Origin of the sequence: Burkholderia sp. JKS000303 (assembly GCF_002563755.1) — a bacterium.
Taxonomy (GTDB): Bacteria; Pseudomonadota; Gammaproteobacteria; order Burkholderiales; family Burkholderiaceae; genus Burkholderia; species Burkholderia anthina_B.
On the sequence record NZ_PDBZ01000001.1, the window covers coordinates 4,257,568 to 4,278,081 of the forward strand.

General features: G+C 68.8%; 17 protein-coding genes and 2 pseudogenes. 9 read left to right on the forward strand and 10 right to left on the reverse strand.

From position 1 onward, the window contains the following. Window positions 1-23: 23 nt before the first annotated feature. The 4 genes from BX604_RS19955 to BX604_RS19970 all read right to left on the reverse strand — a co-directional run bounded on the left by BX604_RS19955 (window position 24) and on the right by BX604_RS19970 (window position 3,679). Window positions 24-1,292, reverse strand: coding sequence for an NAD(P)/FAD-dependent oxidoreductase (locus BX604_RS19955; RefSeq protein WP_098552317.1), 1,269 nt, complete (start codon window positions 1,290-1,292; stop codon window positions 24-26). Further along, complete coding sequence (locus BX604_RS19960) at window positions 1,289-1,522, reverse strand: 2Fe-2S iron-sulfur cluster-binding protein (RefSeq protein ID WP_098552318.1); 234 nt, start codon at window positions 1,520-1,522, stop codon at window positions 1,289-1,291. The genes BX604_RS19955 and BX604_RS19960 overlap by 4 nt, the downstream gene beginning before the upstream one ends. 100 nt (window positions 1,523-1,622) lie before the next feature. Beyond that, complete coding sequence (locus BX604_RS19965) at window positions 1,623-2,750, reverse strand: NAD(P)/FAD-dependent oxidoreductase (protein WP_098552319.1); 1,128 nt, start codon at window positions 2,748-2,750, stop codon at window positions 1,623-1,625. Further along, a complete protein-coding gene (locus tag BX604_RS19970; protein WP_098552976.1) occupies window positions 2,747-3,679 on the reverse strand; it encodes a 4-hydroxyproline epimerase in 933 nt (310 codons plus the stop codon). Before BX604_RS19970 ends, BX604_RS19965 begins: the two co-directional genes overlap by 4 nt. A gap of 622 nt (window positions 3,680-4,301) precedes the next feature. Between BX604_RS19970 and BX604_RS19975 the strand changes: the two genes are divergently transcribed. From BX604_RS19975 to ilvD, 4 genes are all read left to right on the forward strand, one after another. Then, window positions 4,302-5,927 (forward strand): APC family permease, encoded by a 1,626-nt coding sequence (locus BX604_RS19975; RefSeq protein WP_098552320.1) that lies wholly within the window; start codon window positions 4,302-4,304, stop codon window positions 5,925-5,927. Between the two features lie 69 nt (window positions 5,928-5,996). Continuing rightward, window positions 5,997-7,589 carry an aldehyde dehydrogenase (NADP(+)) gene (locus tag BX604_RS19980; protein ID WP_098552321.1) on the forward strand — a complete coding sequence of 531 codons (1,593 nt, stop codon included), beginning with the start codon at window positions 5,997-5,999 and terminating at the stop codon, window positions 7,587-7,589. Next, window positions 7,582-8,604, forward strand: a complete 1,023-nt coding sequence (locus BX604_RS19985) for an Ldh family oxidoreductase (RefSeq protein WP_098552322.1) — start codon at window positions 7,582-7,584, stop codon at window positions 8,602-8,604. Before BX604_RS19980 ends, BX604_RS19985 begins: the two co-directional genes overlap by 8 nt. 262 nt (window positions 8,605-8,866) lie before the next feature. Then, window positions 8,867-10,726 carry a dihydroxy-acid dehydratase gene (gene ilvD / locus BX604_RS19990; protein WP_098552323.1) on the forward strand — a complete coding sequence of 620 codons (1,860 nt, stop codon included), beginning with the start codon at window positions 8,867-8,869 and terminating at the stop codon, window positions 10,724-10,726. 102 nt (window positions 10,727-10,828) lie between these two features. On the opposite strand, the gene BX604_RS19995 is transcribed toward ilvD, so the two are convergent. Together BX604_RS19995 and BX604_RS20000 are read right to left on the reverse strand one after the other, a co-directional pair. After that, window positions 10,829-11,596: an SH3 domain-containing protein gene (locus BX604_RS19995; protein WP_098552324.1), complete on the reverse strand. Its 768-nt coding sequence runs from the start codon at window positions 11,594-11,596 to the stop codon at window positions 10,829-10,831. 33 nt (window positions 11,597-11,629) lie between these two features. Further along, complete coding sequence (locus BX604_RS20000; RefSeq protein WP_098552325.1) at window positions 11,630-12,061, reverse strand: hypothetical protein; 432 nt, start codon at window positions 12,059-12,061, stop codon at window positions 11,630-11,632. A gap of 305 nt (window positions 12,062-12,366) precedes the next feature. On the opposite strand from BX604_RS20000, the gene BX604_RS20005 reads away from it, so the two are divergent. Next, window positions 12,367-13,938 (forward strand): sigma-70 family RNA polymerase sigma factor, encoded by a 1,572-nt coding sequence (locus tag BX604_RS20005; protein ID WP_098552326.1) that lies wholly within the window; start codon window positions 12,367-12,369, stop codon window positions 13,936-13,938. Between the two features lie 126 nt (window positions 13,939-14,064). Here the strand turns inward: BX604_RS20005 and tnpA are convergent. After that, window positions 14,065-14,536 (reverse strand): annotated as a pseudogene (tnpA, locus tag BX604_RS20010) (IS200/IS605 family transposase). 10 nt (window positions 14,537-14,546) lie between these two features. Here tnpA and BX604_RS20015 point away from each other — a divergent pair. Next, window positions 14,547-14,999, forward strand: a pseudogene (locus BX604_RS20015) (RNA-guided endonuclease InsQ/TnpB family protein); the annotation flags it as partial. A gap of 173 nt (window positions 15,000-15,172) precedes the next feature. Continuing rightward, on the forward strand, window positions 15,173-16,051 hold the full coding sequence (locus BX604_RS20020) for a helix-hairpin-helix domain-containing protein (RefSeq protein ID WP_098552327.1): 879 nt from the start codon (window positions 15,173-15,175) through the stop codon (window positions 16,049-16,051). A 45-nt stretch (window positions 16,052-16,096) separates the two neighbouring features. Here the strand turns inward: BX604_RS20020 and BX604_RS20025 are convergent, their stop codons facing one another. After that, complete coding sequence (locus BX604_RS20025; protein ID WP_098552328.1) at window positions 16,097-16,522, reverse strand: helix-turn-helix domain-containing protein; 426 nt, start codon at window positions 16,520-16,522, stop codon at window positions 16,097-16,099. A gap of 140 nt (window positions 16,523-16,662) precedes the next feature. Between BX604_RS20025 and BX604_RS20030 the strand changes: the two genes are divergently transcribed. Beyond that, window positions 16,663-17,160 (forward strand): DUF2938 domain-containing protein, encoded by a 498-nt coding sequence (locus BX604_RS20030; RefSeq protein WP_098552329.1) that lies wholly within the window; start codon window positions 16,663-16,665, stop codon window positions 17,158-17,160. 87 nt (window positions 17,161-17,247) lie between these two features. Here the strand turns inward: BX604_RS20030 and BX604_RS20035 are convergent, their stop codons facing one another. Both BX604_RS20035 and BX604_RS20040 read right to left on the reverse strand, forming a co-directional pair. Further along, entirely contained in the window at window positions 17,248-18,321 is a 1,074-nt protein-coding gene (locus tag BX604_RS20035; protein WP_098552330.1) for a tetratricopeptide repeat protein, read from the reverse strand. Window positions 18,322-18,377: 56 nt separating this feature from the next. Further along, window positions 18,378-18,818, reverse strand: coding sequence for a MarR family winged helix-turn-helix transcriptional regulator (locus tag BX604_RS20040; protein WP_098552331.1), 441 nt, complete (start codon window positions 18,816-18,818; stop codon window positions 18,378-18,380). Window positions 18,819-19,007: 189 nt separating this feature from the next. Here BX604_RS20040 and BX604_RS20045 point away from each other — a divergent pair, with 189 nt between their 5' ends. Further along, window positions 19,008-20,489 (forward strand): DHA2 family efflux MFS transporter permease subunit, encoded by a 1,482-nt coding sequence (locus BX604_RS20045; RefSeq protein ID WP_098552332.1) that lies wholly within the window; start codon window positions 19,008-19,010, stop codon window positions 20,487-20,489. Window positions 20,490-20,514: the final 25 nt, after the last annotated feature.

The window sequence follows — 20,514 nt, forward strand, 5'->3', positions numbered from 1 at the left end:
CGGGGCCGCTTCGCCGTCGCGCGTCACGCGCCGTCGCAGGATGCCGTGTCGTCCAGCATCAACGTGCCGACCCGCGCGGGCACGAGCGGCGTGCGCGGCACCGGCGGCGTCCAGCCGAACAGCGCCTGCGCGGCCGCGCCGCACACGCGGCCCTGGCATGCGCCCATCCCGCAGCGCGTCTGCAGTTTCGCGGCCGTCCAGCCAGGCGCCGGCGCAACCGCATCGAAACGCACATCCTCGCACCGGCACAGCAGCGTATCGGGCCGCGCGAGCCGGCGGATCGGCTCGCGGATCGCGAAGCGCTCGCGCACCGCGTCGGCGAACGACTGCCAGCGCGCGCGCTGCGCGACCAGCGCGGCAAGGGGCGCCGTCTGCCCGGTCGCCGCATAGCCGGCGATTTCGCCTTCGACCATCGCCAGTTCGCTGCCGCCGACGCCCGTGCACTCGCCTGCCGCGAAATACCCGTCGCGGCTCGTGCGCTGATGCACGTCGACCGCCACCGCGCCGCTGTCGATCCGGCAACCGAGATGGCTCGGCAGCACGGTGTTCGGCACGAGACCGAAGCCGCACGCGAGCCGGTCGCAGTCGACCTCGAATTCGCGCTCGCCCTGCCGGATCCGCACGCGTTCGAGCCGCTTGTCGCCGAACGCCTCGACGACGTGCGCATTGGGCCGATAGGCTGCCGTGACGAGCTTCGCGGCTTGCGCGACCTTCGCCGGCCAGCGCCACAGCCCCACGCCGAAACCGGCCACGTCGCCCCACGCCGCCTGTTCGAGCACGTGCGACACCTGCGCGCCGGCCTGACGGGCCGTCGCCGCGCTCGCGAGCAGCAGCGGACCGCTGCCGGCGATCACCGTGCGCTGCCCGCGCACGTCGAGGCCGTACTTGATCAGCGCCTGCAGGCCGCCCGCGCCGGTAACGCCCGGCAGCGTCCAGCCCGGAAACGGCAGCAGCAGCTCGCGCGCGCCGCAGCAAAGAATCAGCGTGCGGAATTCGAGCAGAAGCCCGCGCTCGTCGTCCTCGAGCAGCAGCGTGCCCGGCTGCGTTTCGGCGACGATGCGCGTGGCCGCCAGATGGGTCACGTTCGGCAGCCGCAACACGGCAAGGCGTTCCGCGGCGGCCGGCACGGGTGTGGCGGCCGCCGCCTGGCGCCAGATCTGCCCGCCCGCCCGCGGGTTGTCGTCGATGATCGCGATCGTGGTGCCGCTTCGCGCGGCGGCCCGTGCGGCCGACAGCCCGGCCGGGCCCGCGCCGACGATCGCGACGTCGACGCTCAGTCGTTCCTGTTTCATCGCGTGCGCTCCACCTGCATCCCGTCGCGGCACAGCGTCTGGCAAGCCAGACGACGGCGGCCGTCGATCGTCATCTTGCACTCCTGGCAGATACCCATACCGCAAAACGGCGCACGCGCCGCCCCCGTGCACGACACGCGCGTCGTATCGTCGCCGCTCGCCGCGATGGCAGCCGCGACGGTCGCGCCGTCGGCCACCGTCAGCGCGCGGCCGTCCAGATGAATGATCATGTCAGCCTCCGCCGGGCCGCCCGGCACATACGGGAATCGGCCATCGAGGGATGGGGGGACTGCGTCCCCCCAAGCGAACGAAGTGAGCGTGGGGGTCGTTTCATGTCAGCGCTCCGGCTACGGGGGACGTCGTCAGGAAACGTCCCGGCAAATATGGTTCGATGTCGATGGGCGGACGCTCGCCGGCCATCAACGCGGCGACGAGCCGCGCGCTGCCCGGCGCGGTCGTGACGCCGAGCCCTTCGTGCCCGACTGCGAGCCACACGCCCGGGCGCGCCGGATGCTCGCCGAGCAACGGCAGGCCGTCGGGGCTCGCGGAGCGGAAGCCCGTCCACGAGCGAATGCCGTTCAGGTCGGCCAGATCCGGCAGGTAGCCGACCGCGCGGCGCAGCATGCGCGCGAGCACGGGCGGCTCGATGCGCGCGTCCTCGGTATCGAACTGGCGCGACGAACCGATCAGCAACTGGCCGGTCGGCCGCGGCTGCACGTTGAACGCGACCGACGTGCCGTCGCTCGCATGCGCGCTGGCCGCATAGCCGAGCTCGACGAGCTGGTGCGACACCTGGCCCGGATAACGGTCGGTGATCAGCAAGTGGCCCTTCTTCGGGCGCAGCGGCAGTTCGGGCAACAGCGTGCGCGCCGCGACGCCGTTCGCGACGACGACGCGTTCCGCGCGCAGCGTGTCGCCGCTCGCGAGGGTCACGCTCGGGCCGTCGACTGCTACAGCCCGGTCGCGCCGCAACGTGATGCCCGGTGCGCGCTGCAGCAGCCAGCTCGCGGCAACCGGCGCATACAGAATCGCGTCGCCGGGAATCTTCAGCGCGCCGCCGAGACCGGGACGCAGCATCGGCTCCAGCCGCGCGAGCGTCGCCGCGTCGATCAGGTCGCCCGCCACGCCGTGCGCGGCGAGCGTCGCCTGCTTGGCGCGCGCGAGGTCCATCTCGTGGGAATCGGCCGCGAGCCACAGCGTGCCGCAGTTGCGGTACGCGCAGCCGTCCGGCATCTCGCCGGCGAGCGAGCGCCACAGCTCGATCGAGTAATGACTCAGCGCGAGCTCGGCCGCGTTGTCGTCCATCGCGACGAGATGGCCCATGCCGGCGCCGGTGGCACCGCCGCTCGCGTCGTCGACGACGAGCACGCGCAGCCCGCGCTGCGCGAGTTCATGCGCGCATGCCGCGCCGACGATGCCGGCGCCGATCACGACGACGTCGGTCCTGGTTTCGCTCACGACACGATGCCCCAGCCGAACGGATCGTCTTCCTCGATCAGCAGCGTGGCTTCCGCGCTCAGGTGCGCGCTGCCGCGAATCGTCGGCACGATGCCGCCGTCGACCTGCGCATAGCTCGCCTGGAACACGCTGCCGATCACGCTCGCCTGCCGCCACACGACGCCCGGTTCGAGCTTGCCGTCGGCCGCGAGGCACGCGAGCTTCGCGCTCGTGCCGGTGCCGCACGGCGAACGGTCGTATGCGTGGCCCGGGCACAGCACGAAGCTGCGGCTGTCGTGTTCCGCATCGTCGGCAAACAGTTCGATATGGTCGATCTCGCCGCCGTTCGCGCCGGTGATGCCGCCCTGTTCGAGCCCTGCACGCACCGCCGACGAATAGGCGGTCAGCGCGGCGACGTTGTCGCCCACCACGCGCTGGCCGTGATCGCTGATCAGGAAGAACCAGTTGCCGCCCCACGCGATGTCGCCCTTCACGGGGCCGTAACCCGGCACGTCGACGGCGACGCCCTTCGCATGGCGATACGCGAGCACGTTGCGCACGCTGACCGACAGGTCGTCGTGCAGCGTCGCCTCGACGGTGCCGACCGGCGTTTCGATCTGGTGGACGCCCGGCTCGATGCGGCCCATGTGATGCAACGTGCGCACGACGCCGATCGTGCCGTGCCCGCACATCCCGAGATAACCGCTGTTGTTGAAGAAGATCACGCCGGCCGCCGCTTCCGGCGACATCGGTTCGCACAGCAGCGCACCGACCAGCACGTCGCTGCCGCGCGGCTCGAGAATGCACGCGGTGCGATAGCGATCGTGTTCGCGCGCGAGCACGTCGCGGCGCTCGGCCATCGTGCCGTTGCCGAGCGAGGGGAAACCGGACACGACGAGCCGCGTGGGTTCGCCGCCCGTGTGCGAATCGATGATCTGGATGCGCTTCATCATGAGCCGTCCGAAGTGGGGAAAGGAGCATAGCTTCCTCCGTCGCGCGTCCGTCCGCTTGTGGCTTTTCGATGAGGACGGCGACGAAATCGGCACAGTGCGGAGCACCTTTCGCGGCCCGTCCGGGCACTATGCCGATTTCGTCATTTTGCTCCGCGATACGGCTCAAGCGTGATGGGTGTTTGCACGGCGATACTGGTTGCACGTCGACGCGCCTGTCGTCGAACGATACGAAGCAGGAGATTGCAGTGAGTCGAAACGCCATCCAGCGGACCGGAGTTTTTCCCGTCATCAGCAACGGGGTTGCACCGGGCTCTTCCATCGCTTTCGACGCCGCGCACCGCGCCGAACAGCACCGGGTGAACCGCTGACCGCGCGGATTGCGCCGATCGATTTCCCCTCGGCGGCGCAGCGGCTTCCCCCCGTCGCGTCGTCACGTCCGGTTCGGCACGGCCCGTCCGGGCCCGCTCGTTGCGTCACCGCCTCCGGCAGCGCATGAACGGCCCCGCGACCCGCCCCGATCGCTCGCACCGGTCGCACGCCGGCCGGCAGGTGTGCGCCGCTGCTCCGTGAGCGCGCGGCGCAACCGCACCTGCCCCGAAATTACCCAGGAGACAAACCCATGCCAGGCCAAGGCAACACACACTCGTCCGTCCCGATGTCCGGCTCGGCGTCCGCCGACGCAGGTCACGGCAAGTTCAAGAAGCAGTTGTCGCTGACCGACCTGACGTTCATCGGGCTCGGCGCGATTTTCGGTTCGGGCTGGCTGTTCGCCGCGAGTCACGTGTCGACGATCGCCGGCCCGGCCGGCATCTTCTCGTGGCTGCTCGGCGGCTTCTCGGTGCTGCTGCTCGGCATCGTCTACTGCGAACTCGGCGCCGCGCTGCCGCGCGCGGGCGGCGTGGTCCGCTACCCGGTGTTCTCGCACGGCCCGCTGCTCGGCTACCTGATGGGCTTCATCACGCTGATCGCGTTCTCGAGCCTGATCGCGATCGAAGTGGTCGCCGCGCGCCAGTACGCGGCCGCCTGGTTTCCGAGCCTGACCAAGGCTGGCTCGAGCGACCCGACCACGCTCGGCTGGCTCCTGCAGGCCGGGCTGCTCTGCTTCTTCTTTTACCTGAACTATTCGAGCGTGAAGACGTTCGCGAAGGCGAACAACATCATCAGCATCTTCAAGTTCATCGTGCCGCTGTCGGTGATCGCGGTGCTGTTCACGTTCTTCAAGCCCGCCAACCTGACCGTGCACGGCTTCGCGCCGTTCGGCATGCCGGGTATCGAGATGGCCGTGTCGGCCGGCGGCATCATCTTCGCGTACCTCGGCCTCACGCCGATCGTGTCGGTCGCGAGCGAAGTGCGCAATCCGCAGCGCACGATCCCGATCGCGCTGCTCCTGTCGATCCTGCTGTCCACGCTGATCTACGTGCTGCTGCAGCTCGCGTTCATCGGCAGCATTCCCACCGACATGCTCGCCGCCGGCTGGCACGACGTGAGCAAGTCGTTCTCGCTGCCGTATCGCGACATCGCGCTCGCACTCGGCGTGGGCTGGCTCGCGGTGATGGTCGTCGCCGACGCGATGATCTCGCCGAGCGGCTGCGGCAACATCTACATGAACGCGACGCCGCGCGTCGTCTACGGCTGGGCGAAGACGGGCACGTTCTTCAAGGTGTTCACGCGCGTCGACGAAGCGTCGGGCATCCCGCGCGCGGGCCTCTGGCTCACGTTCGGTCTCGCGATCTTCTGGACGATGCCGTTCCCGTCGTGGGAAGCGCTGATCAACATCGTGTCGGCCGCGCTCGTGCTGAGCTATGCGGTCGCGCCCGTGTCGGTCGCCGCGTTGCGCCGCACCGCCCCCGACCTGCCGCGGCCGTTCCGCGCGGTCGCGTTCGGCATCACCGGCCCGGCATCGTTCGTGATCGCCGCGCTGATCGTCTACTGGTCCGGCTGGGGCACGGTGTCCTGGCTGCTCGGCCTGCAGATCGTGATGTTCGTGATCTATCTCGCATGCCGCCGCTGGGTGCCGACCGCGCACCTGAGCCTCGCCGAGCAGGTCCGTTCGTCGGCATGGCTGATCGCGTTCTACGCCGCGATGATCGTGCTGTCGTACTTCGGCGGCTTCGGCGGCACCGGCCAGCTCGCGCATCCGTACGACACGGCCGTCGTGGCGGCCGTCGCGCTCGTCATCTACTACTGGGGTGCCAACACCGGCATCCGTTCCGACAAGCTTCAGCTCGAAGACGACGAAGGCTGACGCCCCTCTTCCCCCTTCTCACTCCGGCCGGGCGCATCACGCCCGGCCCCGCATTTTTCGAGGAAAACCATGCAACTCACAGGTCAGCTCCTGATCGGCCAGTCGGCCATCGCCGGACAGAACGGCACCCTCAATGCAATCGCCGCCGCGACCGGCGAAACGCTCGAACCCGCGTTCGGCGGCGCGAGCCTGCAAGACCTGGAGACGGCCTGCGCGCTCGCCGACGACGCGTTCGACACGTACCGCGAAACGAGCCCCGAGCAACGCGCGGCGTTCCTCGACGCGATCGGCCGCAACATCATGGCGCTCGGCGACGACCTGATCGAGCGCTGCGTCACCGAAACCGGCCTGCCGCGCGCACGCGTCGAAGGCGAACGCGGCCGCACGGTCGGCCAGCTCGCGCTGTTCGCATCGCTGGTGCGCGACGGCGGTTACGTCGATGCGCGCATCGACCCGGCCCGCCCGGACCGCAAGCCGCTGCCGCGCGTCGACCTGCGCCTGCGCAACGTCGCGATCGGGCCGGTCGCCGTGTTCGGCGCGTCGAACTTCCCGCTCGCGTTCTCGGTCGCCGGCGGCGACACCGCATCGGCACTCGCGGCCGGCTGCCCGGTGATCGTCAAGGCGCATTCCGCGCATCCGGGCACGTCCGAACTCGTCGGTCGCGCGATCCAGCAAGCGGTGCGCGAATGCGGGCTGCCGGCCGGCGTGTTCTCGCTGCTGTTCGATGCGTCGCGCGAAATCGGCCAGGCGCTCGTCGCCGATCCGCGCGTCAAGGCCGTCGGTTTCACCGGCTCGCGCCGCGGCGGCGTCGCGCTGATGAACATCGCGGCCGCGCGCCACGAGCCGATTCCGGTCTACGCGGAGATGAGCTCGATCAACCCGGTGCTGCTGTTCCCGGCCGCGCTCGACGCGCGCCACGACACGATCGCGCCGCAGTTCGTCGCGTCACTCGCACTCGGCGCCGGCCAGTTCTGCACGAACCCGGGCCTCGTGCTCGCGATCGACGGCCCCGCGCTGCGCGCATTCGAAGCCGCGGCCGCCACCGCCGCGCAGGCCACCGCCGCGCAGACGATGCTGACGCCGCACATTCACGCGAGCTACGCACAAGGCGTTGCCTCGCTGCGCGCGCACGACAAGGTCGAGCTGCTCGCGGAAGGCGTGGAAGGCAGTCGCTACCAGGCGCGCGCGGCGCTGTTCGCAACCTCGGCGGACGCGTTCATCGCCCACCCGGAACTGCGTGACGAAGTGTTCGGCCCCGCCTCGCTGATCGTCCGCTGCCCGGATGCCGACACGCTGCATCGCGTGCTGAAATCGCTCGAAGGCCAGTTGACGATCGCCGCCCATCTCGCCGACGGCGATGCCGCGCTGTTCGCGACGCTGCGCCCGACGCTGGAGCGCAAGGCCGGCCGCATTCTCGTCAACGGCTTCGGCACGGGCGTCGAGGTCGGTCACGCGATGGTGCACGGCGGCCCGTTCCCGGCCACGTCCGACACGCGCACGACGTCGGTTGGCGCACGCGCGATCGAGCGCTTCGTGCGCCCGGTGTCGTACCAGGACGTGCCGGACGCCCTGCTGCCCGACGCGATCCGCAACGGCAATCCGCTGAACGTGCCGCAACGCATCGACGGCGTACCCGCGCCGCGGGAAGCGCGCGATGTCTGAGCCGCTCGCCGAAGTCGTCCTGTCGCTCGATGACGTGCACGCACTCGCGTTGCGGGTGCTGACGCACCACGGGATGTCCGATGCGCATGCGCAGGCGATCGCCAACGTGATCACGCAAGGCCAGCGCGACGAGTGCCACTCGCATGGCGTGTACCGGCTGCTCGTGTGCGTGCGCTCGCTGAAGAAAGGCAAGGTCGATCCGCAGGCCGTGCCGACGCTGCGCCGGCTGTCGTCGTCGATCGTCGCGGTCGACGCGCATCGTGGCTTCTCGCTGCTGAGCTTCGAAACCGGCCTGCCGGTGCTCGTCGAGATGGCGAAGCAGCACGGGATCGCCGCGATGGCGATCAACCACTGCTACCACTTCTCGGCGCTGTGGCCCGAGGTCGAAGCGATCGCCGCCGAAGGGCTGGTCGGCATCGCGATGAACCCGAGCCATAGCTGGGTCGCGCCGGAAGGCGGCCGCGAGCCGGTGTTCGGCACGAACCCGATCGCGTTCGCCTGGCCGCGCCCGGACGGCGTGCCGTACGTATTCGACTTCGCGACGAGCGCGATCGCGCGCGGCGACATCGAACTGCACGCGAAGCAAGGCAAGGCGATCCCGCCGCACTGGGCGATCGATGCCGACGGCCAGCCGACCACCGATCCGAAGGCCGCGCTGCAGGGCGCGATGCGCACGTTCGGCGGTCACAAGGGGTCGGCGCTCGCGGCGATGGTCGAGCTGCTCGGCGGCGCGCTGATCGGCGACATGACGAGCCAGGAGTCGATGGACTTCGACGAAGGCGTCGGCGCGACGCCGTGCCACGGCGAACTCGTGATCGCGTTCGACCCGAAGGTGTTCCTCGGCGACGATCTCGACGCGGGCCTCGCGCGCGGCGAGCGGATGTTCGGCGCGATCACCGGGCAAGGCGCGCGGCTGCCGTCGCAACGGCGCTTCGACGCCCGCGCGCGCAGCATCGCGAACGGCGTGCGGATTCCGCAGGCGCTGTACGACGAAATCCTGGCGCTGCTCGACTGACGCGTGCGCGGCGGCGGCCTCCATCGTCGGCGGAACGGCGGTGCGGCCGCCGCCTGCCGCGCCGTCCGGCGCTGCCCGCGCCCCGCCTGCGCGCACCGTATCCGGCGCATTGCCCGCCCCGCGGGCGCCACAGCCGCATCGGCTGTGGGATAATCGACGGGTTTGCCCTGGGCGCAGCTCAAGAGGTTGTTCGCACGGGCGCGAGAGAGGCCTTTATTCCCGTGCCTCCACCCTTTTCCGCGATATTTCTTCAGCCATCACCATGCCCACATACCGTTCCAAAACCTCCACCGCCGGCCGCAACATGGCAGGTGCGCGCTCGCTGTGGCGCGCCACCGGCATGAAAGACGACGATTTCTCGAAGCCGATCATCGCGGTCGTCAACTCGTTCACGCAGTTCGTGCCGGGGCACGTGCACCTGAAGGATCTCGGCCAGCTCGTCGCGCGCGAAATCGAAGCCGCGGGCGGCGTCGCGAAGGAATTCAACACGATCGCCGTCGACGACGGCATCGCGATGGGCCATGACGGCATGCTCTATTCGCTGCCAAGCCGCGACATCATCGCCGACTCGGTCGAGTACATGGTGAACGCGCACTGCGCGGACGCGATGGTCTGCATCTCGAACTGCGACAAGATCACGCCGGGGATGCTGATGGCCGCGATGCGCCTGAACATCCCGGTGATCTTCGTGTCGGGCGGCCCGATGGAAGCCGGCAAGACGCGCCTCGCGAACCCGGTGACCAAGACCGTCGAACTGAAGAAGCTCGACCTCGTCGACGCGATGGTGATCGCCGCCGACCAGTCGTATTCGGATGCGGACGTCGCCGAAGTCGAACGCTCGGCCTGCCCGACCTGCGGTTCGTGCTCGGGCATGTTCACCGCGAACTCGATGAACTGCCTGACCGAAGCGCTCGGCCTGTCGCTGCCCGGCAACGGCACGGTCGTCGCGACGCACGCCGATCGCGAGCAGCTGTTCAAGCGCGCCGGCCGCCGCATCGTCGAACTCACGCGCCAGCACTACGAGCAGGACGACATGCGCGTGCTGCCGCGCTCGGTCGGCTTCAAGGCGTTCGAAAACGCGATGACACTCGACATCGCGATGGGCGGTTCGACCAACACGATCCTGCACCTGCTGGCGATCGCGCAGGAAGCCGGCATCGACTTCACGATGAAGGACATTGATCGCCTGTCGCGCATCGTGCCGCAGCTGTGCAAGGTCGCGCCGAACACGAACAAGTACCACATCGAAGACGTGCACCGCGCCGGCGGCATCATGGCGATCCTCGGCGAGCTCGAGCGCGCCGGCAAGCTGCACACCGACGTGCCGACCGTGCACGCGCCGACGCTGAAGGATGCGCTCGACCAGTGGGACATCGTCCGCACGCAGGACGAAGCGGTCCGCACGTTCTACCTCGCCGGCCCGGCCGGGGTCCCGACGCAGGTCGCGTTCAGCCAGAACACGCGCTGGCCGAGCCTCGACGTCGATCGCGCCGAAGGCTGCATTCGCTCGTACGAGCATGCGTTCTCGAAGGAAGGCGGCCTCGCCGTGCTGACCGGCAACATCGCGCTCGACGGCTGCGTCGTGAAGACGGCCGGCGTCGACGAGAGCATCCACGTGTTCGAGGGCTCGGCCCACGTGACCGAATCGCAGGACGAAGCAGTCGAGAACATTCTGAACGACAAGGTCAAGGCCGGCGACATCGTGATCGTGCGCTACGAAGGCCCCAAGGGCGGTCCCGGCATGCAGGAAATGCTGTACCCGACGAGCTACATCAAGTCGAAGGGCCTCGGCAAGGATTGCGCATTGCTGACGGACGGCCGCTTCTCGGGCGGTACGTCGGGCCTGTCGATCGGCCATTGCTCGCCGGAAGCGGCAGCGGGCGGCGCGATCGGCCTCGTGCGCGACGGCGACAAGATCCGCATCGACATCCCGAATCGCACGATCGACGTGCTGGTGTCGGACGAGGAACTCGCGCGCCGCCGCGAAGAGCAGAACGCGAAGGGCTGGAAGCCGGCGCAACCGCGCCCGCGCAAGGTGTCCGCGGCGCTGAAGGCCTATGCGAAGCTCGTGATGTCGGCCGACAAGGGTGCCGTGCGCGACCTGTCGCTGCTCGACGACTGATGCAAGACGGCGGGCCGTGCGAACGGCCCGCCCGCCTGATCAGGAAGCCGCTCCCCGGAGCGGCTTTTTTGCGTCCGGCGCCGGTATCGGCGCGATCGGTCGTCAATGACGGAATTCGTCGCCGGCCCCGCCGTGGCCGCCTTCACCGCCACCGCCGTGGTTGCCGCCGCCGTGGTTTCCTCCTCCGTTTCCGCCGCCTTGCGGCCGTGCGCCGAAACCGCCGATCCGGGGCCCGCCGTTCGGCGCAGCCGGCGGCGGGCTCGGCGCACGCGCATTGCCGGGGGCACCCGGCATCGGCATCGGTGCCGGCGCACGGTTCGGGCCGTTCCAGCCGCCGCGCGTAGCCGACGGCCGTGCATCATGCTGGACTGGCGGCGCACCACCCGGGGCGTGCAGGATCGGGCCGCCCGGCTGCGGGCGCCCCTGCGCCGGCGGCATGCCTCCCGGGCCGACCCGCGGCTCGGGGTGATGCTCCCAGCGATCGCGGTCATGGAACCACGGCCGGTTCCGGTAGTAGCGATCCCAGTACGCGCCGATCGCGAAGCCGGTGATCGGCACGCCGATGATCGCGCCGTACTGGAGCAACGGCACGTAGTTGCCCTGGTACGGGTAGTCGAGTTGCTCCGCGTCGATCCAGCCGCGCACGCCCGGCAGCGCGACGTCGCACCACGAGTAGTCGCTCAGGCAGCCGAACACGTCCAGCGCGGTGCCGGGCGGGATCTGTGCGACGACCGGGTAATCGGGCGCGGGCCCGGCATACAGTTCGGCCCCCGAGTTCGTGTAGGCGCTGCTCTGTGCGTCGGCGATGCCCGGTACGACCGCGATGCCAAAGAGAACGGCGCACAGACTTCGAATGATGGTATTGCTCATGATGCTCTCCCGCGCGGTGCCGCCGCGCGTCGGTCAGTGTCGATGGCCACCACCCCAATGTCCGCCACCCCAGTGGCCGCCGCCCCACGGACGGCGCCAGTATCCGCCCCGGTATCCGCCGCCCCAGTGCCCCCAGAAGCCGAGGCCGATCGTGACGGGCGGGCCGTACCAGCCCGGGTAATACGCGGGATAGTAGGCCGGGTACGGCGCGTAGGCCGGCGCGGCATAGGCCGGGGCCTGCGCGTAATCGTCCGCCGGCGGCGGCGCGACCGGCACGGTCGGCGCAGCAGGCGCCGACGAGACGGACGGTGTCGGGCTCGCCGGTACAAACTCGCGCTGCGTTACCGTGGCAGGCACGGGTGCGTAATACGGTCCATAACCGTACGGACCTGTGTAATAGCAGCCGCTCAGCGTCAGCATGGCCAGCGCCATGGCGATCGGCCGCGCGGCAGTGATAGCGTTCATGTATTGCTCCGCAGGAATCCTTGCGCCACCGCGTGGCGCGCGCCTGCCTCTAGCTTACGTCCCCTGCATATTTCCGCGGGTATGATCGGTTACTTTTTGTTTCCCGCACCGAACGACGGTTCCGGCTGCCGCGGGCACGCCACGTGCTCGCGCGTCTGCCGCGCCGACGTTGAAGTTCGCGCAAATGCCCTCAACTTGAACCTAGTCAGACTTCCGGCGCGGACGGGCGTTCGCGGGCACCGGCAGCCTGAAACCCGCGGACTTCGGCCCGCCCAGACAGGAACGCGGCTCGCGCCGCCATCGACATGACTACGCCACGCCCCACACTCCGGGCGGACACGCCCCTCGATCCGATCATCCAGTTGCTGGCCCTTGCCGGCGAGCAGGGTTATCTGACGCACGCCGACCTCGTCGACGCGCTGCCGCCCGAAAGCGACAGCCCCGACGCGCTGGACGTCGTGCGCGCCGCGCTGGCGGACATCGGCATTGCCGTGCTCGACGAGCCGGCCGCGCCGGTGCCGTTCGCGGGCGCAGCGCCGGTCGACGTCGATCGCGACGCGCTCGACGAGGGTCGCGCGCTGCTCGGCGATCTCGCCCGCGGCACGAGCGCGTCGACCGATCCGCTCGCGCTCTACACGCGGCGCATCCATGCCGTGCCGCTGCTCAAGCGCGAAGACGAAATCGTGCTCGCGCGCGAAATCGAAACGGGCCACTATCAGATCCTGCATGCGCTTGCCGGTTGTCCGGCGGCGGTCGACGTGCTGCTCGCGCGTCACGGTACAACGGGCGCAACCGACGCGGCCGGCGACGAAAGCGCTGACGTCAAGGACGGCGACGCCGACACGCCCGCCCCCGCGCGCTACGACACGCTGCTCGACGCGGTCGCGGCCGTGCGCGGCGCATTGCACGCGCACGGCTGCCGTTCCGCCGAATACCGCGACGCGCGCAACCAGCTCGCCGCGCTGCTCGATACGCTCGCGTGGGTTGCACCGGCCGTCGATGACGCAAGCCGCGTCTTGCGTACGCTCGCGTCCACGCGGGCCGACGCCGCGCTGGACACGCCGGACACGCCCGCCGGCCGCGACGCCGCGTGCTTCGACACGGTCGCGCGGCGGGCGCTCGGCGCGGCGCTGAGCGACGGTCAGCAGAAAGTACGCGACGGCACCCGCGCGATGCTGGAAGCGAACCTGCGGCTCGTGCTGTCGATCGCGCGCAAGTACATGAACCGCGGCATCGAACTGCCGGACCTCGTGCAGGACGGCTGCCTGGGCCTGATGCGGGCGATCGAGAAGTTCGAATACCGGCGCGGCTTCAAGTTCTCGACCTACGCGACCTGGTGGATTCGGCAAGCGGTTGCACGCGCGGTCGCCGACCGCTCGCGCACGATCCGCGTGCCCGTGCACGTCGGCGACCAGTACCAGCGCGTGCAGCGGCATGCATTGCGGTTCCACCAGCGCACGGGCCGTCGCGCGACGCCGGCCGAGCTCGCCGCCGAAACCGGGATGGCCGAGGACAAGCTGCGCGCCGTGCTCGCGCTGCCCGCGGAGCCGCTGTCGCTCGACACGCCGATGCCCGACACGGACACCGGCCTCGTCGACCTGATCGAGGATCAGGCGTCGGCGAGCCCGTTCGAGCGCCTGGCGAACACCCGCATGCGCGAATGCGTGACGTCGCTGCTGCGCTCCGTCACGCCGGCCGAGGCCGACGTGCTGCGCCGGCGGTTCGGTCTCGGCGGCGCCGAGCCCGACACCTACGACGCGATCGCGCAGGACGCGGGGATGTCGCGCGAACGCGTGCGGCAGATCGAGAAGCGCGCACTCGCGACGCTGCGCACGGCCGCCGAGGCCGAAGGCGCGCACGCGTTCCTCGACGCGTAACCGGCCGCAGCGCGTGGCCGCGCGTTCGTGCTGCGTCCCGGCACGCACGCGACAGCGCCGCGCGCGACCCGGTTGCGGCACGCGCAACGTTTGCCATTGATCTGAATGCGCGTCAAACCTCGTTCTTCAGGACGAGGAAGGATAGCGCGGACGCCGTAGGCGTCCTTTGCGGCTGCTAATGCGGTTTTTTTGCTGTTCGATGTATTGGCGGACGATTTCGATAGGCGCTCCGCCACAATTTCCCGCAAAGCAAGACGGAGACCACAGCGCCCCGCCCCACGACTTTTTCCGAATGTGGGCGCATTCTGCCGGTTCATGCGACTTGAGACGCCGTTGAAGCTGTTCACCAGCGACGACACGGAATCCTTGGGCGGGTAGTGCACCAGCAGGTGTACATGGCCGTCCGCACCATCGAACTTCACCTGTTCGGATTCGAAGTCCAGACAGACACTGGCGAAGATGCTGCGCATGTCGTTCAGCATCTCCGTGGTAAGCACATTGCGCCGGTGCTTGTGGTCAGGAAGACCACATGCACACGGATCAGAAAGACGCGACCACGTCGAATGGCTTGACTCTCGCTTGTGGGCCACGCATACAATGGCCCGATCTACCTGCACAAAGCCACGACCACGATCAGCCAAAACCACGCGATGGTGTGCATCGAGGACTTGCAGGTACGAAACATGTCGAAGACGGTGGCTGGCAGCCCCGATGCGCCGGGCAAAAACGTTCGGGCCAAGTGCGGCCTGAACAAAGCCATCCTCGATCAGGGCTGGTTCGAATTTCGTCGTCAGCTGGACTACAAGCTGGCGTGGAACGGCGGCTGGCTCATTGCCGTGCCGCCGGCGAATACGAGTCGCACGTGCCCGGCCTGCGAATACGCGAGCGCGGAAAACCGGCAGACGCAGGCCGCATTCCGCTGCGTCGCGTGCGGTCATGAGGAGCATGCCGATGTGGTCGGTGCGATCAACATACTGGCGCGGGGACACCGCGTTGCAGCCTGTGGAGAGCCGGTGCAGTCAGGCCGCTCCGTGAAGCAGGAACCCGCCGAGGCGCTCTGAGATAAGCATCATCGTCTCAGACGCGGCAGGAATCCGCCGCCTTCAGGCGGCGGAGGATGTCAAGCGCATCAAGTTTTGTTCGCCGCTTGCCGTGACAATGTGCTGAAATGCAAGACAGGCCGGCGCGTGACGCGCCGCGTCCATTCCGTTTGCGCTTTCCCGGGCCCCTCTCCATGCAGACGAGCGTCAGCGAGACGAACGAGGAAAACCGGCAGATCGCGGCATGCCTGCGCGAAGCCGCGCAGTTGCTTGCCGACCAGGGCGCCAACCCGTATCGGGTGGCCGCCTACCGCGCGTCGGCCGACACGATCGAGTCGCTCGACGACGGCCTGCGCACCCGCTTCGACACGGGCGGCGTCGATGCGCTCGGCGCGCTGCCGGAGACCGGCACGGGCGTCGCGCAGGCGATCGCTGAACTGCTGGTGACCGGGCGCTGGCGCCTGCTCGACCGGCTGCGCGGCGAAGCGGAGCGCGCCTCCGCCTTCGAAGCCGTGCCGGGCATCGGCCACGCGCTCGCGCTGCGGATTCACGATCAATTGCACATCGACACGCTCGAGGATCTGGAACGCGCGGCCCGCAGCGGCCAGCTCGAAGCGATCGCGGGCGTCGGCCCGCGCCGCGCGGCCGGCATCCGCGTCGCGCTCGACGACGTGCTGACCCGGCGCCGCCGCTGGCAAGGCCACGCGCGCAACGCCGACCCCGGCACGGAGCCACCCGTCGAACTGCTGCTTTACATTGATCGCCTGTATCGCAACAAGGCCGCCGCCGGCATCCTGCCGACGCTCGTGCCCCGGCGCGTGAACGCGGACGTCAGCGTGTCGCCGCCGGTGATGCACATGACGAAAGGCGGCTGGCATTTCACCGCGCTGTGTCCGTATCCCGCGCGCCCGCAGGACGCCGTTCGCACGGCGGACTGGGTCGCGCTCTACTTCTACGATGCGTTGCAATGCGAGCATCAGCGGACGATCGTCACCGAAACGCTCGGCACGCTCGTCGGCAAGCGCATCGTGCGCGGACGCGAGATGGAATGCCGCGTGTACTACGCGGGATGAAGCCGGCCGGTCGCTGACCGCGCACGCGTTGCGCCGCCGCGCCGATTAGTCGCGTTCCGTCTTCGTGCGGCGCGCCGGATGGCGATGCGCGACGATGCGCAGCCGCTTCTGGAACGACGGGCATTCGAGATGGCTCGGCGCCGGGCACACGGCCGCGTGCCGCAACGCGTCGCGCACGGCGACAAGACGCCGAATCGTGCGGTCGAGTTCATCGGCCTTGTCGCCGAGCTTCGCCCGGTCGATCGCGGGCCGGCCGTCCACGCCGACCATCGCGAGAATGTCGTCGAGCGAAAATCCTGCCTCCCGGCCGAGCGCGACCAGCGCAAGGCGCTCCAGCACCGACTCGTCGTATTGCCGCCGCAGCCCGTGGCGACCGGCCGGGACGATCAGCCCCTTTTCCTCGTAGTAGCGCAGCGTGGACGCCGGCAAGCCCGTGCGACGCGCGACCTCCGCAATGTCCAGGCGACTCATGCTTGACCTCAAGTTAACTTGAAGTTGCAAGATAGTCGCTCCACTCGACGAAGACAAGCGCTGACCACCATGAACCCACTGAAACCGCCTCGCCTGCCGCTGCCCTGCGCAGCCGCCGCCGTTTGTCACGGAGGCGCGCGATGACCCCGCCCGATATCCTGCTCGACGTGTTGCTGATCGGCACTGGCGCCACGCTCCTGCTGGACCTGTGGACGCTGTTCCGGAAACGCGCATTCGGCACGCCGTCGCTCGATTACGCGCTGGTCGGCCGCTGGCTCGGCCACATGATGCACGGGCAGTTCCGGCATGCGTCGATCGTCACCGCCCCGTCCGTGCCGGGCGAACGAACGCTCGGCTGGATCGCGCATTACGCGATCGGCATCGCGTTCGCGACGCTGCCCGTCATGCTTGCCGGAGCGCAATGGATCGGCGCGCCGACGCCGCTCCCCGCGCTCGTCGCCGGACTCGGCAGCGTGATCGTGCCGTTCTTCGTGATGCAGCCGGCACTCGGCTTCGGCATCGCCGCATCACGCACGCCGCAGCCGGGCGTCGCGCGCCGGCGCAGCATCGTCACGCATCTGGTGTTCGGAGTGGGGCTTTATCTGGCTGCGGTCGCGCTGTCCGCATCGGGTCGCTGACGGGCCAGGCCGGAAACGGTCGCGCTGGCGCTGCCCGGTGGAGAATGCGCGCGCCACGTCCATCGAAGCGGCGCGGCCATCGGGACGTCACCCGCCGTCGCTGCGTTGCACGGTTTCCTCGTAATGGTCGAGCGCGTCGAGCAGCTTGCCCGGCCGGCTCATGGCCGCCTTCAGCTTTGCGGCTTTCTCGATATCGGCCGGCGCCGTGAGTTTCGCGCCCTGATCGAGATACGCCTGCGCACGCGTATGGCCCGCCGCCGCGGCCAGACCGAACAGCGCATTCGCGGCGATCGGGTCGTAGTCGACGCCGCTGCCCGAGTAGTACATCAGGCCAAGGTGAAACAGCGACGACGCGATGCCCTGCCCGGCAGCCAGCCGGTACCAGTTCACCGCTTCGGCGGCATCCTTCGGCACGCCCTGCCCGTTTTCATACATCAGGCCGAGATTGTTCTGCGCGTTCGCGTTGCCCTGTTCCGCGGCACGCTGGTACCAGTTGAATGCGTCGGTATCGCTCTGACGCACCCCGTGCCCGACGTCGTACAGATAGCCGAGGCTGTTCTGCGCCTTCGGGTTGTCCTGCTCGGCCGCCCGTCGATACCATTTCGCGGCTTCCGCGTAATCCTGCGGTACGCCCTTGCCGTCGTCGTACATCATCCCGAGGAACAATTGCCCTTTGGCCGAGCCATGTTCGGCCGCAAGCCGGTAGAACCGCACCGCCTCCGCCAGATCTTGCGGCACGCCTCGACCATCCTCGTACGCGCGGCCGAGATTGCCCCACGCGCTCGCGTTGTCCTGCGCGGCCGAGCGCCGATACCAGGCCACGGCCTCCGACGCACTTTGCGGAACGCCGGCGCCGTCTTCGTACAGCGTGCCGAGATTGTTCTGCGCGGACGAATCGCCCTGATCGGCCGCACGCCTGTACCACTTCGCGGCTTCGTCGACATTGCGCTCGACGCCGTTGCCGGTCTCGTACATCACGCCCACGTTGTACTCGCCGACCGGGTCGCCGTGCTTCGCCTTCGCCATCGCCTCGTCGAACGTCATGGGCGCGTCGTCGTCCTGCGCGAGCCACACGATGCCGATCCCGACGATCAGGACCAGCGCGAGCAAGGTGAAAAGTGCAATCCGGGTCTTCCGGCCGATGCGTCGTGCCTGTGTCATCTCTCAGTGTGCTCTTTATTGTTGTTCCAAACGGTGCGCCCTGACGGACGCCCGCGTCATTCGCCGCCGCTGTCGATCAGGTTGTGGCGCACGCGCCCGAGCAGGCGCACCAGCATGTCGCGCTCGTCGGGGGTGAACCCGCGCAACCCGTCGTCGGACACGGTATCGCTCACTTCCAGCATCTGCGGAAAGATCGCGCGCGACTTGTCGGTCAGCCTGATCACGAACGCGCGGCGATCGTCGTCGTTCGCGATCCGCTCGATCCAGCCGTAGCTTTCCATCCGGTCGAGCAGCCGCGTCAGCGAGATCGGCGTGATCTCGAGCCATTCCGCGAGCCGCGCCTGATTCATCTCGCCCTTCCACGTGAGATACGCGAGCACGCGGCTTTGCGCGCGCGTCAGCCCGATACGCTTCGCGCGCCGGTCGAACAGGCGCCCTTGCAAACGGGCCACGTCGCTGATCAGGTAGCCAATCCGGTTCTCGTAGGTCTTGTCCATCGGGCGATTATAGGGTCAAGCCGTCCATCTCCTCCCTGGTACGGGTGCGGCAATAAGCACGAATATAATAAGCGTGCTTATAATTCTGGTCATACCGGATCGCCGCCCACGGCGACCGCCCCACGGAGACACCGCTTGAATCCCCCCGCCGCCGACGCTGCCGCCTCGCCGCCCGCCCTCAATCGGCCGATGCTGACCCTGTCGATCATGCTCGCGACGCTGATCCAGACACTCGACAGCACGATCGCGAACGTCGCGCTGCCGCACATGCAGGGCACGCTGTCCGCGTCGCAGGACGAAATCACCTGGGTGCTGACCTCCTACATCGTCGCCGCGGCGATCGCGACGCCGCTGACCGGCTGGCTGTCCGACCGCCTCAGCATGAAGCGGCTGCTGACGATCTCGATCGCGGGCTTCACGATCGCATCCGCGCTGTGCGGGTTGTCCGAATCGCTCGTGCAGATCGTCGGCGCGCGGTTGCTGCAGGGCGTGTTCGGCGCCGCGCTGGTGCCGCTGTCGCAATCCATCCTGCTCGACATCAACCCGCGCGAGAAGCAGGGTCAGGCGATGGCGATCTGGGGGATGGGCGTGATGGTCGGCCCGATCCTCGGCCCGACGCTCGGCGGCTGGCTCACCGACAGCTACAACTGGCGCTGGGTGTTCTTCATCAACGTGCCGATCGGCGCGTTCGCGCTGGCCGGCGTGCTGACCTTCCTGCCCGCGCGCGCGCCGCGCCCGCACGTGAAATTCGACGCGTTCGGCTTCGCGACGCTCGCGCTCGCGATCGGGGCGTTTCAGGCGATGCTCGACCGCGGCGAACAGCTCGACTGGTTCGGTTCGTACGAGATCCGCATCGAGGCGCTCGTCGCGGCGCTCAGCTTCGCGTTCTTCCTCGTGCATACGGCGACCGTCGGCAAGGCGTCGTTCTTCAAGTCGGAATTGCTGCGCGACCCGAACTTCGCGACCGGCACGCTGTTCATCTTCGTCGTCGGCGCGGTGCTGTACGCGACGCGCGCGCTGTTGCCGCCGATGCTGCAGAACCTGATGGGCTATCCGGTCGCGACGACGGGCCTCGTCACCGCGCCGAGCGGTGCGGGCACGATGATCGCGATGCTGTTCGTCGGGCGATTATTGAAATACGTGGACGCGCGCGCGCTGCTGCTCGCCGGGCTGGCGATTTCCGCGCTCGCGCTATGGCAGATGATGCAGTACACGATCGTGCTGTCCGAGGCGGACATCGTGTGGCCCGGCGTGGTCCAGGGCTTCGGACTGGGGCTGGTGTTCGTGCCGCTGAGCGCGCTGTCGTTCTCGACGCTGACGCCCGAACTGCGCGCGGACGGCACGGCGACCTACAGCCTGATGCGCAACATCGGCAGCAGTATCGGCATCTCGATCGTGCAGACGCTGATGACGCGCAACACGCAGGTCGCGCATGCCGACCTCGCGACCCACATCACGCCGTTCAACCCGGCCGTGCAGGCGATGGCCGGCAGCCATCTGGACATCGCGCTGCTCGACCGCACGATCAACCAGCAGGCCGCGATGATCGCTTACCTGAACGACTTCAAGCTGATGTTCGTCGCGACGCTGCTGATGATCCCGCTGTTGCTGCTGATCCGCCCGCCGCAGAAAGCGGCGAGCGTCGACGTCTCGCACGCGGCGATGGATTGACCGCACGGCGGACGCACGCATCGCG